Source organism: Gemmatimonadota bacterium, assembly GCA_021295815.1.
Taxonomy (GTDB): Bacteria; Gemmatimonadota; Gemmatimonadetes; order Longimicrobiales; family Gaopeijiaceae; genus JAGWBQ01.
On sequence record JAGWBQ010000006.1, the window covers coordinates 36,292 to 52,236 of the forward strand.

Annotated in this window: 13 protein-coding genes and 1 tRNA gene; 12 read left to right on the forward strand and 2 right to left on the reverse strand. The window is 64.6% G+C overall.

The window, feature by feature from the left end:
* The first annotated feature begins 6 nt into the window (after positions 1-6).
* The 6 genes from surE (at position 7) to J4G12_03330 (ending at position 4,749) form a co-directional block, all read left to right on the forward strand.
* Entirely contained in the window at positions 7-765 is a 759-nt protein-coding gene (gene surE, locus J4G12_03305) for a 5'/3'-nucleotidase SurE (GenBank protein MCE2454833.1), read from the forward strand.
* A complete protein-coding gene (locus J4G12_03310; GenBank protein MCE2454834.1) occupies positions 747-1,415 on the forward strand; it encodes a protein-L-isoaspartate(D-aspartate) O-methyltransferase in 669 nt (222 codons plus the stop codon). The genes surE and J4G12_03310 overlap by 19 nt, the downstream gene beginning before the upstream one ends.
* A gap of 101 nt (positions 1,416-1,516) precedes the next feature.
* Positions 1,517-2,047, forward strand: a complete 531-nt coding sequence (locus J4G12_03315; GenBank protein ID MCE2454835.1) for a DedA family protein — start codon at positions 1,517-1,519, stop codon at positions 2,045-2,047.
* A 25-nt stretch (positions 2,048-2,072) separates the two neighbouring features.
* Positions 2,073-3,509: an ammonium transporter gene (locus J4G12_03320; protein MCE2454836.1), complete on the forward strand. Its 1,437-nt coding sequence runs from the start codon at positions 2,073-2,075 to the stop codon at positions 3,507-3,509.
* A 30-nt stretch (positions 3,510-3,539) separates the two neighbouring features.
* Positions 3,540-3,613, forward strand: a tRNA-Arg gene (locus J4G12_03325).
* Positions 3,614-3,648: 35 nt separating this feature from the next.
* A complete protein-coding gene (locus J4G12_03330; GenBank protein MCE2454837.1) occupies positions 3,649-4,749 on the forward strand; it encodes a hypothetical protein in 1,101 nt (366 codons plus the stop codon).
* A 45-nt stretch (positions 4,750-4,794) separates the two neighbouring features.
* Here the strand turns inward: J4G12_03330 and J4G12_03335 are convergent, their stop codons facing one another.
* Complete coding sequence (locus tag J4G12_03335) at positions 4,795-5,130, reverse strand: STAS domain-containing protein (protein ID MCE2454838.1); 336 nt, start codon at positions 5,128-5,130, stop codon at positions 4,795-4,797.
* Between the two features lie 354 nt (positions 5,131-5,484).
* On the opposite strand from J4G12_03335, the gene J4G12_03340 reads away from it, so the two are divergent.
* From J4G12_03340 to J4G12_03350, 3 genes are all read left to right on the forward strand, one after another.
* Positions 5,485-6,636 carry a SpoIIE family protein phosphatase gene (locus J4G12_03340; GenBank protein MCE2454839.1) on the forward strand — a complete coding sequence of 384 codons (1,152 nt, stop codon included), beginning with the start codon at positions 5,485-5,487 and terminating at the stop codon, positions 6,634-6,636.
* Between the two features lie 113 nt (positions 6,637-6,749).
* Positions 6,750-7,874: an ABC transporter substrate-binding protein gene (locus tag J4G12_03345; GenBank protein ID MCE2454840.1), complete on the forward strand. Its 1,125-nt coding sequence runs from the start codon at positions 6,750-6,752 to the stop codon at positions 7,872-7,874.
* Positions 7,871-10,180 carry a HAMP domain-containing protein gene (locus tag J4G12_03350; GenBank protein ID MCE2454841.1) on the forward strand — a complete coding sequence of 770 codons (2,310 nt, stop codon included), beginning with the start codon at positions 7,871-7,873 and terminating at the stop codon, positions 10,178-10,180. Before J4G12_03345 ends, J4G12_03350 begins: the two co-directional genes overlap by 4 nt.
* Before the next feature lie 5 nt (positions 10,181-10,185).
* On the opposite strand, the gene J4G12_03355 is transcribed toward J4G12_03350, so the two are convergent.
* Entirely contained in the window at positions 10,186-12,174 is a 1,989-nt protein-coding gene (locus J4G12_03355) for an Ig-like domain-containing protein (GenBank protein MCE2454842.1), read from the reverse strand.
* 157 nt (positions 12,175-12,331) lie between these two features.
* Here J4G12_03355 and J4G12_03360 point away from each other — a divergent pair, with 157 nt between their 5' ends.
* The 3 genes from J4G12_03360 (at position 12,332) to J4G12_03370 (ending at position 15,936) form a co-directional block, all read left to right on the forward strand.
* Complete coding sequence (locus tag J4G12_03360) at positions 12,332-13,030, forward strand: tetratricopeptide repeat protein (protein ID MCE2454843.1); 699 nt, start codon at positions 12,332-12,334, stop codon at positions 13,028-13,030.
* A gap of 229 nt (positions 13,031-13,259) precedes the next feature.
* The gene (locus J4G12_03365; GenBank protein MCE2454844.1) at positions 13,260-13,544 is read left to right on the forward strand and encodes a TM2 domain-containing protein; all 285 of its coding nucleotides are present in this window, start codon (positions 13,260-13,262) and stop codon (positions 13,542-13,544) included.
* Between the two features lie 724 nt (positions 13,545-14,268).
* Positions 14,269-15,936 (forward strand): formate--tetrahydrofolate ligase, encoded by a 1,668-nt coding sequence (locus J4G12_03370; protein ID MCE2454845.1) that lies wholly within the window; start codon positions 14,269-14,271, stop codon positions 15,934-15,936.
* Positions 15,937-15,945 lie beyond the last annotated feature (9 nt).

A 15,945-nucleotide genomic window follows, 5' to 3' on the forward strand; every position in this document is an offset into this window, starting at 1 on the left:
CCCGGTGTGAAGATCCTGGTCACCAACGACGACGGCTACACGTCGCGCGGTATCCGAACGTTGGCGCGAGCGGCGAGCCGCCTGGGCGAGGTCAGCGTGGTCGCCCCGGACGGAGAGCAGAGCACGACGTCCCACGCCCTCACCCTGCATCGACCGATCCGGGTGAGCAGGCCCGCAGCGGGTTGGTGGGCGGTCGGCGGCACTCCGGTCGACAGCGTGATCCTAGGAATGACCGAGTTCATGGAAAGCCCGCCGGACCTCTGTCTCTCCGGGATCAACCGGGGACCCAACATGGGCGAGGACGTGCTCTATTCCGGCACGGTGTCGGCGGCGATGGAGGCGACCATCAACGACATCAGAGCGGTCGCGGTCTCCCACGGCGCCCGCACCGGTCACGAGCTCTTCGACGACGTGGAGGGCTGGGAGGAGATCGTCTACCGGCTGCTCGCCGCCATCGTGGCCCGGGAGGAGCTCCCCGGCACGCTCATCAATGTCAACCTCCCCCCCGTCCCGCCCTCCGAAGTCCGAGGGTGCAGGGTGACCGAGCTCGGTCGCCGCCGATACGAGGGCTCGATCCGACGGCTGGATGATCCGTCGGGGGGCGAACTCTACCAGTTGGGCGGAGGCGAGCTGCACTGGGATCACGACGAGGCCTCGGACTTCTGCGCCCTGGACGAGGGGTATATTTCGGTGAGCCCCGTCCACCTGAGCCTGACCGATCATGAGATCACCGAGGAGATCAAGGGATGGGATCTGAGCCTGTAGGCGACCACCGTTTCGCCGGAGCGCGCGGGCGTCTGATCGAGAGGATCCGAGCAATGGGCGTCGAGGATCTCGACATTCTCCGGCTCTTCGACGACACCCCCCGCCACCTCTTCCTTCCGGAAGCGATGTGGCCGCGGGCCTACCTCGACAGCGCGGTGCCCATCGGCTTCGGGCAGACGGCCTCGCAGCCTTCGCTCCAGGCGTTCTACCTCTCGCTGCTCGCCCCCGGCCGGGAAGACAAGGTGCTGGAGATCGGGACCGGCAGCGGTTTCCTGACCGCCCTCCTCGCCGGCATGGCCCACCGGGTCTACTCCATCGAACGGGTGCGCGATCTCTCCAGAAGAGCCCGTCGCGCCCTTGATCGGATCGGTGTGAGCAACGCCGCTCTGATCGTGGGGGACGGCACCATCGGCTGGCGCAAGTACGAGCCCTTCGAGGTGATCGTGGTTTCCGCCGGTTCGCCCTCGGTGCCCCAGGCGCTCGTGGATCAGTTGGCCGACGGCGGACGCATGCTGATCCCGGTGGGAACCAAACAGGGCCAGGAGCTCGTGATGGTGAGGCGGACGGGCGGAGCGGTACGGGAGGAGGTTGTGAGGGACGCGGTCCGCTTCGTCCCGCTCAAGGGCGAGTTCGGCTGGCGCGAGAAGTAGGCGCACCGGACGTGGGAGACTCGCGGGGTTCGGGACCACGGCCCGGGGCGGTGCGCCGCCTCTACGACTGGGTTCTCGGCTGGGCGGAGACCCGGTTCGGGATGCCGGCGCTGGCTGCGCTGGCCTTCGTGGAATCGTCGTTCTTCATCATCCCGCCCGACCCGCTGCTGATCGCGCTCGCGCTCGGGAGGTCGAGGAGGGCTTTGACCTACGCGGCCGTCGCCACGCTGGCCTCGGTCGCCGGAGGAGTCATGGGCTACTGGATCGGCGCTCAGCTCTGGGACGCGCTCGGCCCCTTCTTCTTCGAACACGTGGCCGGGGTCGACGAACACTCCTTCGAACGGGTGCGGGCGCTCTACGACCGGTGGAGCTTCGGGGCCGTGATTTTCGCCGGCCTGACGCCTATTCCGTACAAGGTCTTCACCATCGCGGCCGGCGTCTTCGCCATCGACCTTCCGACCTTCGTCGCCGCCTCGCTGGTGGGGCGGGGGATGCGCTTCTTCGCCGTCGCCATACTCATTTTCCATTTCGGCCAACCGATCAAGGCCTTCATCGACCGCTACTTCGTTCCGCTCAGTTGGGCGCTGGGGATCATCCTGGTGGCGGGGTTCGCCGCGATCCGGTTGATCTAGCGTCTCGTCCCGGAGATAGCCGTACATGGTCTCCGGATCCGGTTCGACATTTCGGCTCGAGCCCCGAGTCTTGCGGACTGTGACCCCAGGCCACAAATTTCCAACCGCTTTCGCCTGGTCATACCCGGTTCATCCCACTCGGGCGCCTCACATGGAAACCACATTCGTCTTCAACACCTTCTCCTTCCTCGTCCTCGGGGCGCTCGTGATGTGGATGTGCGCAGGCTTCACCGCTCTGGAGGCGGGATCGGTCAAGACCAAGAACGCGGCGGTCATCTGCCTCAAGAACATCGGCCTCTATTCGATCGCGGGGATCGCGTACTTCGTCCTCGGCTACAACCTGATGTACGGCGCCAACGACTTCCTCCCCGGATTCCTCGGCGACATCCGCCTCGGATACGGTCCGTCGGAGGCCGAAAGGATGCTGGGAAGCGACGAGGGAGCCGTCGCCGACGTCGCCTCCCAGGGAGCGTCGCAGCTCTCGAATTGGTTCTTCCAGATGGTTTTCGTGGCCACCACGGCCTCGATCGTCTCGGGTGCGCTCGCGGAGCGAGTCAAGCTCTGGAGCTTCTTCGTCTTCACCGCAGTTCTCACGACCGTCATCTACCCGATCATCGGCTCGTGGACGTGGGGCGGGGGATGGTTGGCCGGGCTCGGGTCCGGCGAATTCTTCGAGACCGGGTTCAGCGACTTCGCCGGATCGACCATCGTGCACTCCACCGGCGGCTGGGCCGCACTGGCCGGCGTGATGGTGGTCGGTGCCCGTCACGTCAAATTCCGCAAGGACGGTTCGGTCCGGGTGACCCCTCCCTCCAACATCCCTCTGGTCACTCTGGGCGTATTCATCCTCTGGCTCGGATGGTTCGGTTTCAACGGCGGCTCGATGCTCGCTCTCGGCTCGGTTCAGGACGCCGTGGGCATGAGCAACGTGATCGTCGCCACCAACCTGGCGGCGGCCGCGGGCGTGCTGACGGCGATCCTGGTTTCCCGCCCCATACTCGGCCGCCTCGACCTCTTCGCCGTCCTCAATGGGGCGATTGCGGGGCTCGTCTCCATCACGGCGGCGCCCGACCTTCCCGACCAGACCTGGGCCATTCTGATCGGAGCGATCGGAGCCACGATCTGTACCGCCGGTCTCAAGCTGCTCGAGATCCTGAAGCTGGACGACGTGGTCGGAGCGATCCCGGCGCACCTGATGGCCGGCGTCTGGGGTACCATCGCCGCCGCCATTTGGGGCGGAGCCGATTTCCTGGCCCAGGTGATCGGCATACTCTCCATCGGAGCCTTCGTCTTCGCGACCTCGTTCGCGGTCTGGAAGATCCTGGACCTCACCATGGGAGTCAGGGTGTCGAGGCAGGCCGAGCAGATCGGGCAGGACGCCGCCGAACTCGGTATCGACGCTTACCCGGAGTTCGTCATAATGGCGGATCCGGAAGAGTTCGACGACGAGGGGGACGACTGAGCGCGCCTCGTGACGACCATTAGGATTTCCGCCCCCGTAGCTCAGGTGGATAGAGCGACTGCCTCCTAAGCAGTAGGCCCCAGGTTCGAGTCCTGGCGGGGGCACCTTAACACGAAGTACTCACGGAGGTAGCCAGTTCATGTTGTTTCACACGATGGAACGCAGGTCGGTGTTACCGGTGGTCCTGCTCGCGCTCGGCGGCCTTGCGGGGATCGGCTCGCCGGACGCCGACCCGCTGCGCGCCCAGGAGGTCGCCTCCGGCGCCGGGTCCGACCTGCGACTCGCGACACGTGTGCAGATCCAGTACGAAGCCAACAGCGACGACGCCAACTCGTCCTTCTTCCTGCGACGGGTGTGGGCTACGCTCGACGGAACCGTGAACGAGCTCGTGGACGGCCGGGTCCAGTTGGACGTGGCCGGCGGCGCGGCTCTCGAAGCCTGGCTGCGTCTGAATCTCTCGGAGTCCTTCCGGCTGCATATCGGCCAGGTCAAGCGCGGCATGTCGTACTTCTGGTACGTGCCCAATTTCGATCTGCCGGTGATCGAGCGAGACGCGCGAGTTCCCGGAGTGGATCCGTGTCCGGGAATCGGAGGTGTTTGCTCTTTCGGGAACTTCACCTGGTCGCTCGGGCTCGACACCTACGAGCCCGGGCTGGTGGCCGTCGGCGACCTCGGCGACAGGGTGTCGTACCGACTCGGGCTATCCAACGGCGAAGGCATCGGCAATCGCGACGTGAACGGGCGCAAGACGGTGACGAGCCAGCTCAACTTCGCGGTGGCGGGGGAATCCCGCTTCAGCGTCTACGGCTCCCTCGACGACCGCGTGCGAGCGGACGGAGCCTCCACCAGCGACCCGGTCTACGGGGTGGAATGGGAGACGGGAGGCTGGCACTCGGGCGCCCACTTCATCGCCTCGGTGGTGCGCGGCACGAACTGGAAGGTGTCGGAGGAAGCTCCCTTCACGACGGCCCAGGCGCTCTGGCTCTGGTACCGCGAGCTTTCGCCGGACAGCCGCTTCGCCGCGCTCGAGCCGATGCTGCGGGTCTCGTGGGCCACGACCGAAGATGATCGCGGACGTTCCGCCGGAGGCCTGACCTTCACTCCCGGGCTCATGCTCTACGCGACCCAGCGCAACGGGATCGCCGCCAACCTCGACATCTATCGCGCCATGTCGGATGCCGATGGCAGCACCCCGGGGACCGACTGGTCGCTGAAGATCCAGGCCTTCACCCGGTTCTGATTGTCGGGGCCGGCTCCATGCGGCCGCCGGTCCCGCCCGCTCGGATCAGGTGATCGCGGACCGCGCTTCGGTGACGCTGCCGGCGACCTTGACGAGACGGGTGAAGCCGCTCACTTCCAGAACCTCCAGAATGTGGGACTGGACGGCGCAAACGGCCACCTTCCCGTCGACCTTCGAGGTCCTCTTCACCGCGAGGAGGATCGCGCGGAGGCCGGCCGAGCTGAGGTACGTCAGGTGCGAGCACTCGAGAACCAGTGACTTGACATCGCCTACGAGAGCGTCGGCCAACGACGTGTCGAACGCTGCGGCGGTGCTCGAGTCCACGCGACCCTCTACGTTGACGATGGCTACGTGGCCGGAGTTTGTCACTTCAACCTTCATGGAGGTTCTTCCTTCTGTTGAGCGGAGGACCCGATGCTGAGGGATAGGGCGGAAGATACGATGATGACGACCTCGGCGCCAGACCCCCTGAACCGAAGAGGTCCGACCGAGGAGGCCGCTCCGGACGGGGCATCCACCCGGGCCCCGCGACAAGGTGGACGTCGGCACGACCAATTATAGCCCATCCTAGCGGATTCCGTACAGAGGCTGTCGTGTTCGAAGCGTCCTTCCCTTGCCATTCCGGGCGCAAGAAACGAACTTTCGTCCACGTTTGTGTTCCCGAGAGGGGCGACGACTCCACCGCACCAGCGCCGCCCGTTTTCACCATCACAACCGCACTTGGAGTGCGAATTCATGACGAGGATTCTAGTAGTTGACGACGAACCCGATCTCGAGCTCCTCCTCCGTCAGAAATTCCGTCGGAAGGTACGCAAGGGGGAGGTCGATCTCCTTTTCGCCAGTAACGGAGTCGAAGCCCTCGAAGTCCTGAAGGCCAACTCCGATGTCGATATTGTCCTCTCCGACATCAACATGCCGGAGATGGACGGTCTCACTCTGCTTCAGCAGATCAACCAGTTGAGCCTCGATCTCCGAGCGGTCATTGTGACCGCCTACGGAGACATGCGCAACATTCGGACCGCGATGAACCGCGGGGCGTTCGACTTCGTCACCAAACCGATCGACTTCGACGATCTGGACGTGACGATCCAGCGTACCATGAACAACCTTCAGGTGATGAGGGACGCCCTCCAGTCCCGCGACGAGCTCGTCGCTCTTCGTCAGGAGCTCGGAGTGGCGGCGAAGATGCAGGAGGCGATCCTGCCCACCACCTTCCCGGTCGATCCCGCTTTCGAGCTGTTCGCGTGGATGACGCCGGCCAAGGAGGTGGGCGGCGACTTCTACGATTTCTTCGAGGTCGAAGACGGCCGCCAGGCCGTGGTGGTCGCCGACGTCTCCGGCAAGGGAGTGCCGGCCGCTCTCTTCATGATGGTGAGCCGCACGCTTGTGAAGGGTACCGGGCTCGGGGACCCCGACCCCGGTACCTGTCTGCGAGAGGTGAACGATCTCCTCTGCGAGTCGAACGAAGAATCGATGTTCGTCACGATGTTCTTCGCCAACCTCGACAAGGGCAGCGGTCGGTTCCGGTTCGCCAACGGCGGCCACAACCTCCCCTACGTCATCCGGGCGAACGGTGAGATCGAGGCGGTGGTGGGCGAGACCGGTCTCATTCTGGGCATCGTCGAAGGGGCCGAATACCAAACCGGCCACATCGACCTGAAACCCGGAGACACCGTCTTCATGTTCACGGACGGCGTCACGGAGGCAATGAACGCCCGGGACGAACTTCTCGGCGAAGCGGAGCTCGAGGACATCCTCGCCGAGGCCGCCGGCAAGGGTGCGGCGGAGATCGTTCGCTATGTGATCAAGGAGCTCTACGAACACGTGGGACATGCGCCGCAGTCGGACGACATCACCTGCCTGGCGCTCAAGTATCTGGGGCACTGAAGGTGAGAGGAACGACACGTCCCGGCTCCGCCATCCTCCTGACAGTCGCCTTCGGCGCGGGGTGCGGTGCGGGCGAACCGAATTCCGGAGCGGAAGAGGTCACGCCGCCCGACGTGCTCTTGGAGCCCTCGGCGGCGGCTCAGGACGTTGCGACGACCAGGGGCATCTTCCCCGACTCGATCATTTTCGGGCAGTCCGCCGCCTTGAGCGGGCCGGCCGGGGATCTCGGCCGGAGCATGCACCTGGGCGTGCTCGCAGCCTTTGAGGAAGCCAATCGGGGCAGGGGGGTTAACGGAAGGCTGCTGAAGCTCAGAGTGGCCGACGACGGCTACGAACCCGAACGTGCGATCACCAACACCGCCGCGCTCCTGGAAGAAGGCGTCTTCGCCTTGATCGGCGCGGTCGGGACACCGACCTCCAACGCGGCCGAGCCCATGGCTTCCGCCGCCGAAACACCATACATCGGACCGTTCACCGGCGCCGAGTTTCTCCGGCAGGCCAGGCCTTGGGTGGTGAATGTCCGCGCCTCCTACTACCAGGAGACCGAAGAGATGGTCGCGCGCCTCACCGACGACCTCGGCGTCCGACGAATAGCCGTCCTCTATCAGGACGACAGCTACGGAAACGCGGGCCTCCAGGGAGTCAGGAGCGCCATGACCTCGCGCAGCATGCAACTCGTGAGCGAGGGCACATACGTGCGCAACACGAGCGCGGTGCGGCGAGCCCTATTGGAGATCGACGAGTCGGACCCTGAAGCGGTCATCGTCATCGGGGCCTACCGGCCGGTGGCCGATTTCATCCGATGGGCCCGGAAGGTCGGGTTGGACGCGATGTTCGTGAACATCTCCTTCGTGGGGAGCAACGCTCTGCTGCAGGAGCTCGGCAGGGAAGGGGAGGGGATCGTGGTCACGCAGGTCGTACCCTACCCCTGGGACACCTCGATTCCGGTGGTGGCTCGCTATCACGAGGCTCTTGCGGCGGTGGACCCGGATGCGAACCCGGGTTTCGTCTCGCTCGAGGGCTACCTGGCGGGCCTGCTCACCGTGGAAAACCTGAGGAGGTCCGGACTCGATCCGACGCGAGAGGATTTCGTCGAAGCCCTGCGCACCGCCAGCCCGATCGACCTGGGCGGCTTCGAGGTAAGGTACGGACCGCAGGACAACCAAGGCTCCGACCGAGTGTTTCTGACCGAGATTCGCGGCGGCAGATTCGTACCTCTCTCCAGATTGAGACGATGAGCGAAGAACGGCTTTCTCTCGTGGTCCGAGGGCGGGAGTGGTATCGGGAGAAATTTTCCGAGCGGAACTTGCGCAAGCTCGACGAACGGTTGCAGGTTTGGTTCACTTGGGTTCTCGACCGTCTTCCCAAACCCCTGGCACGGCGGCTGCGGCAGCAGACGGACGGACGGTTCGGGATCGGCCCGCAGGTGCGTACCGGACTGGGCCTCGGCGTCCTCCTGACCTTGACGGCGAGCGTCGTGGCTCTCGGCTTCATGCTCGCGGTGAACCAGCACCACCGGGAGATCGCGGATGTCCAGGTTCCCGGCCTGGTCGCCGCGTTCGAGGTGAGAGATCTGAGTCGGCAACTGATCGGCGTTTCTCCCCGATTCGCCGCCTCCGACAACCAGGAGGCCCTTTCCATCGTCAAGAGCGACATTCAGGTTTTGGGTGACGAGCTGCGCTTCTGGATCGACGAGCTGGTGAGCAGCGGGTCGGAGTCGGATCGCAACGACAAGATCGCGGATCTGGCCGCTAACCTCCTGATGAACCTGGACGCCATCGGTTTGACGACCGAGGTGCGCATGGCGCAGCGGATCCAGCTCGAGGAAAAGGTCGCGGAGGTGGAACAGGAGCTGCTCGAATTCGGATCCTACATGGAGGACGCCAAGGACCGGCAGTACTTCTTCATCGTCACCGGATGGCGGAGCCTCGGCGATGTCGCGCCCGTTTCCATGGGGCTGCGCCGGTCGTCGGCCGAAGTCGACAACTACTCCGCGCTTCTCAACGCCGACGCCTCGACCAACAGCATGGTCACCCTCATGCTGCAGGCGGCCACCGAACCTACGTCCGAGAATCTGCTCGCGAACCGGGAACGGGTGAACACGGAACTCGCCGACGTCGAACGCCATCTCTCGGATCTGGATGGGCCCTTGGCCGACGATCTGGCCGGCTACCTGGAGAGGCTGGACAACCTCTACACTCTGCCGGGAGGCATCTACTCGACCCGGATCCTGGAGCTGGAAGAGATCGAGAAGGTGGCGACTCTCACCAGCGACAATCTGGCGGCGGCGGATTCGCTGGTGCTGCAGGTGGAGACTTTGCGCTCGGAAGCTCAGGCCTCCACCGAAGCCGCGACCGCGAGCTCGGCTCTCGTGGTGCGGACCGGCTTTTGGACGATCCTGGCATTCAATCTGGTCGCCGTCGTCGCCGCCATAGTCTTCGGCTGGAAGTTCTTCGGCGAACGTCTCCTCAACCGGGTCAGGCACCTCTCAGGGTCGATGGCCAGGATGTCCGGGGGTGAACTGGATGTGGAGGTCCGGATTGCCGGCAACGACGAGCTCTCCGACATGGCGGGGGCGCTGGAGGTGTTCCGCAGACACGCTATCGAGGTCCAGCGTCTGAATCTCGTGGAAAAGCTGGTGCAGGAGGTTCAGGCGAAAAACAAGGAACTGGAGCAGACGCTGTTGGACCTCGAGGAGACCCAGGAACAGGTGGTTCGCCAGGAGAAGCTGGCTTCGTTGGGCGCTCTGACGGCCGGTATCGCTCACGAGATCAGGAATCCGCTCAATTTCGTCAACAACTTCGCGGCTCTCTCCAGGGAGCTCATCGAAGAAATGCAGGAGGAGCTGGGCACGGATGGCGAAGAAGGGGCGAACGTTCCAAGCTCCGAACGGCTAGCGGAGGTGGACTGGGAGTATGTCGACGAGCTCTTCGGCGATCTGACCATGAACGTGACCAAGGTCCGGGAGCACGGCATGAGGGCGAACCGGATCGTCGAAGGCATGCTCGCCCACTCCCGGGAGGAGACTGCCGATCCCGAGCCGGTCAAGGTGAACCAACTTCTGGACGAATACGCCAAGCTGGCCTACCACGGTCTGCGCGCCACCAACCCGGAGTTCAACGTCACGCTCGTTCGCGAGTTCGACGATAGCGCCGGCGAAATGACCGCGATCGCGCGCGACCTGAGCAGGGTTTTCCTCAACATCATCACCAACGCCTGCCATGCGACCGACTCCCGGCGCCGGCAGGAGAAGGGGGGTGGCTATTCGCCGACCATCACGCTCTGCACGGAGGGACGCGACGACGAGGTCGTGGTGGCGATCCGCGACAACGGCACCGGCATGCCTCCCGAGGTTCTGGAGAAGATCTTCGATCCGTTCTTCACGACCAAGAAGGGGACCGAGGGAACCGGGCTGGGGCTATCGATCACGCATGAGATCATCCAGGAGCACGGCGGCAAGCTGGAGGTGGATACCGAGGTCGACGAGTTCACCGAGTTTCGCATCACCCTGCCGAGGGTCCACCTGAAGCCGGCTGCGGCGTAAGCTTCCTACCTGATCCTCGCCACCACCACCGTCGTGGGCGCCTGCGCCGTGATCCGCACCAGCATCGCGTCGTTGATGCCGGTCGCTTGGAAGTCGTGGAAGCGAAATCCCGACGGCCCGGATCGGCCTTCGATGCGTCGGTCTCCGAACTCCAGGTGGTTCTGCGTGTCGCCGGCGGTCACGGGCCAGGGGTACTCTCCGCTGGGATCGAGCACTGCGGGAGAACCGAAGATCTGAGTGATGCTCGAAAGTTCGTAGGAGGTGATTCGAGGGGCCTGCCGCTCAGGGTGTGATCCGTCGAAGGACATCGCCGCGATCAGGTCGGTGAGCATCTCGTCGTATCTTCTGCCCGTGGCCGCCTCGATCCCGGGTATCCCCGTAACCAGAGTGGGACCGGAGAGCAGCTTGAGGAGCTCGCCCGCATTGCCCTCGCCGTAGCCGTCGGCCAGGAATCGCGTGGCATGCCACCCGGATGCGTAAATGCTATGCCACTGGTGAGCGCCGTCGGGATTTACGACCAGGCTGTTGGGATGTGTCGAGAGGTGGATGATGGCGCCTGCGAGCTGATTGACGAGAGCGAAGGACGAACGCCTCCATTCGCAGGGCATGGGTGTGCAGAGATGCTCCCCAAGGATGCCGAGGTCCACTCGGGCGTCGATTTCCGGCCCTCCTTCCGCAGCCCACTGGTACCGGGAGCTGAGCTCGGCCGCGACCTCCGCTCGTCCCTCCTCGATCCAATTCGGATGCAGATCCTGTCCGGACGCCAGGCGATGATGGAGCGCCACGATATGCTGCGCCTCGTGGGCCAGTGTTCCAAGTATGAACCAGCCGGGATCGCTGTCGTCCACGGCGTTGGCGATGCTGTCGTTCAGAAAGATGTATTCGCCGACGTTCGATCCGGCGCAACTGCTCTTGGGGAGGAAATGTCCGGTCCAGACGAGTCCGGAGATCGAGTCGCCCAAAGACGACGCCGTAGTCACGACGATGCGTCCGTTCCCGTCGATATCGGAGACGGCGCCGAAGTTGTCGGCGATCATCGGGGCGACGGCGGACTCGTAGTAGGAGGTGAGCTCGTTCGCGGTGACGGTGGACATGGGCGAAACCGCCCACCTCGCGCTGTCCTGGTAGACCGAGATATGGTCGTTGTAACCGATGAGCAGGTGAGGCTCGGAGCTCGCCGAGCACCGAAGAGTCGAGTTGATCGCCCGCCGCGCGGGCGGGGCAGGGAGGTGGTCGGTCCGCGCTCCGACGGGCGAGGTCGGGATCCGGCCCGCCCATTGTCCGAACTCCGCTTGAGCTTCCTCCATCGAGCGCATGTGCGCCCGACGAGTGGCGGCCTGGACGCGAAGGTTGCCGACGATGACGCTGCCGTCGAGGTCGCCGAACCGATCCGCCGGGCGGCGGGGCGTCCGTGCTGACGGGTTCGAACCGGCCGGGGCCGCGACGACCGGGCCGGCCGCCGAGACCGTGCGTCTGGTTTCGACGATAACGCTGTGGACGTCGGCCGCGTTCTCGGTCGCTATCGGTCGCGTGACGGCGATGCGGTAATAGTCGGCGGTGGTCCGAGACCGCAGGAGCAGGCATTCGTCGCCACCTGTCACCATGTGCTCGCCGGGAGCGAGCGAGACTTCGGTGCGGTCCTCGCAGAAAGAGCCGGTCACTGTGATCGAACCGGAGCCGGTGAGTCCGTCGAAACTTGCCGAGATGGTGACGACGCCGACGCCGACGGCCGTCACCAGGCCGGAAACCGAGATCGAGGCCACGTCGGCCGCCGAGCTCGACCAGGTCGGGTTCAGGTTCTCGGTGGAGCCGTCTGAATAGGTGCCTTGGGCGGAGAGCTGCTGCGTCTGACCGATCTCCAGCGTGAGGTCCGACGGAGAGATGGTGATCCGAGTCAGCGTCGGCTCCTCGGGAGGCGGTTCGGTGGTGTCGCCCGAGCAGGCGAGGGACGCGACGCCGACCAGGGTGAAGAGCAGAGGTTTGATCCGAGTCATCGGGTATCGGTCGCTCCTTGAAGGTTGCATGTGGATCAACTTCGGAGAAACAGCCGTCGCGGTCAACCTCCGGTCTCGGTCCTCCGCGACCTCCGGTATTGGCGTAAATTCCATCACCGCATCAGCAGGGAATCACTTGCACCTCGAGAGGAACGACATGTCGAAGCGCCACCCGGGCTCCCGCCGCGTCCGGCACACCCACTCGCAGGACCCGGACACAGTCTTCGTGGAAAAAGCCTCCGCGGTCGTCGGCTGGATCCGCTCGCACCAGAATCTGGCGACGGCGGCGGTGATCGTACTCGCCGTGGCTGTCGCGGGCGTGTTCTACTTCCGCGACCAGGAGCGTCAGGTAACGGCCCTGGCCAGGGACGAGCTCGCTCTCGCGCACTCTCTGTTGGCCCAGGCGGACGAGGAAGGCGCGAAGGCCAGTCTCGTCTCGCTGCTTGAAAACTTCGGCGGCACCGCCCACGCGCCGGAAGCTCGTTTGGTCCTGGGAGAGCTCTACCTCAACTCCGACGACTCCGAACAGGCGGTCGTGGTGCTCGATCCGGTAGGCAGATCGCCGAGTTCGCCCATCGAGCTCCAGGCGGCCGCCCTCCTCGCCGCCGCTCTCGAACAGGAAAACGAGCCCGATGAAGCGGAGACCCTGTATCTCGAAATCGCAGATCGCGCGGAGCTGGCTTACCAGAAGCGCGACGCGTTCGCCGCCGCCGCCCGTCTCCGAGTCGGACGCGGCGACCTCGCCGGTGCGGCGGCGCTCTACGAGGAGATCCTGGCGAGCTTCGAGGATAACGACCCTGACCGCGGCCGCTACGTGATGCGGCTGGAAGGGCTGCGGACGGCGATGGGGAACTGAAGGGAGCCCCCGAGCCCACTCCTTCCTTGGGGACCCCACCCCAGCTCGATAATGTCCGCGTGGCCGGTGAACGCGCATCAGGGACCCCGAGGAACGTGTGCGGACCAGCTGGTGGCTGCATGCGAAGTCGACGTTCTCACCGCACGTGAAAGTATTACATTGCGACAGGTGTTTTTTCGTGCTTTCCCACCATCTTTCCATCTCTCGTAAACTCAACCGGGAGCCCATCATGACTACGACACAACCCACGAAGTCTATTGGGGTGGCCATCCTGCTTTGGTGGTTCACGGGTCTGTTCGGAGGCCACAGGTTCTATCTGGAGCGGGAACACGCCAAGACCATGCTGGCACTAGGTATCGGCGGCTTTGTCCTGCTGGGTCTAGGTATCGTCGGCCTCCTGCCGTTTCTCTTCGTGGGAGCTGCAGTACTTGCGGCAGTTGGTGTTTGGGAGCTGATAGATGTTTTTTCCCTTTCCAGGTGGGTCAGGGAGAGCGGAACGGCCGCCCAACATTGAACGCTCCCGCTGAAAACCGAGAGAACCAACGAAACCCGGTTCAAGAGGGTGGAGGCCCTGTTGGGCAGGCCCGCAGGAAGGTAATTCGGTGTTCTCCGGAACAGGGGCGGTCTTGAGGGTTTTCCGGCGAACTGACTCGCCGGAAAAGTTTCCGGGTGCCGGGGACAGGGAGCCCAGCCGGTACGCCTGAACCGGGTTACCAGGGTCGCCGGGGTCGGCCAAAGTGCGGTTCACGCCGGTTCGACTCCAACTTGCGGTGAGCGAGTACATGCAGATCTCGCTTAACGACGGCCGCGCTCTTCCGGCCACCGACAAGCCGTGGCACTGGTCCTGCGGACCTCGAACTTCGCCATCGTGTCCTTGAAGCCGAGAAGAAGACGGTCCTTGTCGTCGTTCGGATCGCAGACCCCGTGTTGGTCGAGGATCAGCGTACGGGCGATGCCCTCAAGGGGAGGGGGGATCCGACCTGCGTGGGATCCAGCCAAAAACACAGAAAGTCACATAATGCATCTTATGCGAACCAAGCTTCTCTCCTCGAACCTCGGGACGTCATGGAGTCCGGGGTCGGATTTCGAAGTGTTTGGATATGTTTCGTATATCCTGCCCGTAACGGCGGTATCTTGTACCGGTTGCCTTCGCCCTCTCCCGGCAGCGCTTCGCCAACGAACCCGGTGACCTGACTTCCTTGCGACGTTCCGGACCCCGTTCCCTCTCACCAATCCTCATGCGCCCCGACATCGAGATCGCCCAGGCCCACGCTATCCGCCCCATCGCCGAGATCGCCGAAAAAGTAGGCCTCGGCGGTGACGAGATCCTTCGCTACGGCGATTACAAGGCCAAGGTCCCGCTCCAGGTCGCGGACGAGCGCCCCGACCGGGACGCCAAGCTCATACTGGTTACCGGTGTGAGCCCGACGATGGCCGGCGAAGGCAAGTCGACCATAGCGGTTGGGCTCGCCGACGCCCTCGCCCTTCGCGATCGGAATCCGGTTCTCTGCATTCGCGAACCCTCGCTGGGGCCGGTCTTCGGAATCAAGGGCGGCGCGGCCGGCGGCGGTTACTCGCAGGTGGTTCCGATGGAGGACATCAACCTGCATTTCACAGGTGACTTCCACGCCGTCACTTCGGCGCACTCGCTGCTTTCGGCGATGCTCGACAACCACCTCTTCCGTCCCAACTCCACCGAGCTCGACCACAGGCGGGTCACGTGGCCCCGTTCGATCGACATGAATGACCGCGCACTGCGCAAGATCGTCGTGGGTCTTGGAGGGCCGCTCGGAGGCATCCCGCGGGAAGAGAGCTTCGTGATCACGGCCGCTTCCGAGGTAATGGCCATTCTCTGTCTGGCGCGGAATCTGGCGGACCTCGAGGAGAGGCTGGGCAGGATAATCGTCGGGTACACGAGAGCGCGCACGCCGGTTCACGCGAGGGACATCGGCGCTCACACCGCGATGGCGATCCTGCTCCGGGATGCGATGAATCCGAATCTGGTCCAGACCTTGGGAGGGGTGCCCGCGTTCATTCACGGCGGACCTTTCGGGAACATCGCGCACGGCTGCAACTCGCTGGCGGCGACCCGCTCGGCTCTCAAGCTTGGCGACGTGGTGGTGACCGAAGCCGGGTTCGGGAGCGATCTGGGCGCCGAGAAGTTCTGCGACATCAAGTGCCGACTCGGCGGCCTCGTCCCTGACGCCGCAGTGATCGTCGCGACCATTCGAGCGCAGAAGATGCAAGGAGGCGTCGCCTACTCCGATCTCGGGAACGAGAACGTCGACGCCCTGCTCCGCGGAGCCGAAAACCTTCTCGGCCATGTGGACAACATTCGCCGGTTCGGCATTCCCGCCGTCGTCGCCGTGAACCGCTTCACCCAGGATACCGGCGCGGAGGTCGCCGCCCTTCTGGGGATGCTTGCCGACCGCGGCATCCGCGCGGTGGAGGCGAATCCCCACGGCGGTGGCGGTCCGGGCTGCGTGGACCTGGCCGATGCGGCCTTCGAGCTCGCGCACTCGGGCGAGTGCGACTTCAACCTTCCCTACTCCGACGACGAGCCGCTCACCGCGAAAATCGAAGCCGTTGCCGGAAGGGTCTACGGGGCCGACGGCGTGGACTATCTGCCGGGGGTCACCGACGAACTCGACCGGCTTGAGACGTTCGGCATGGCCGACGCTCCGGTCTGCATCGCCAAGACGCAGTACTCCTTCTCCGACAACCCCGCCCTCCTCGGCCGTCCGAGCGGGTTCCGCATAACCGTCAGGGAGGTGACCCCGTCCGCAGGAGCGGGCTTCGTCGTGGTCAAGACCGGAGACGTCATGACCATGCCCGGTCTTGCGGCCGTGCCCTCGGCCATGCGCATGGCGCTCACGCCGGACGGCGAGATCACCGGGTTGGCGTAGCGCCGCGGG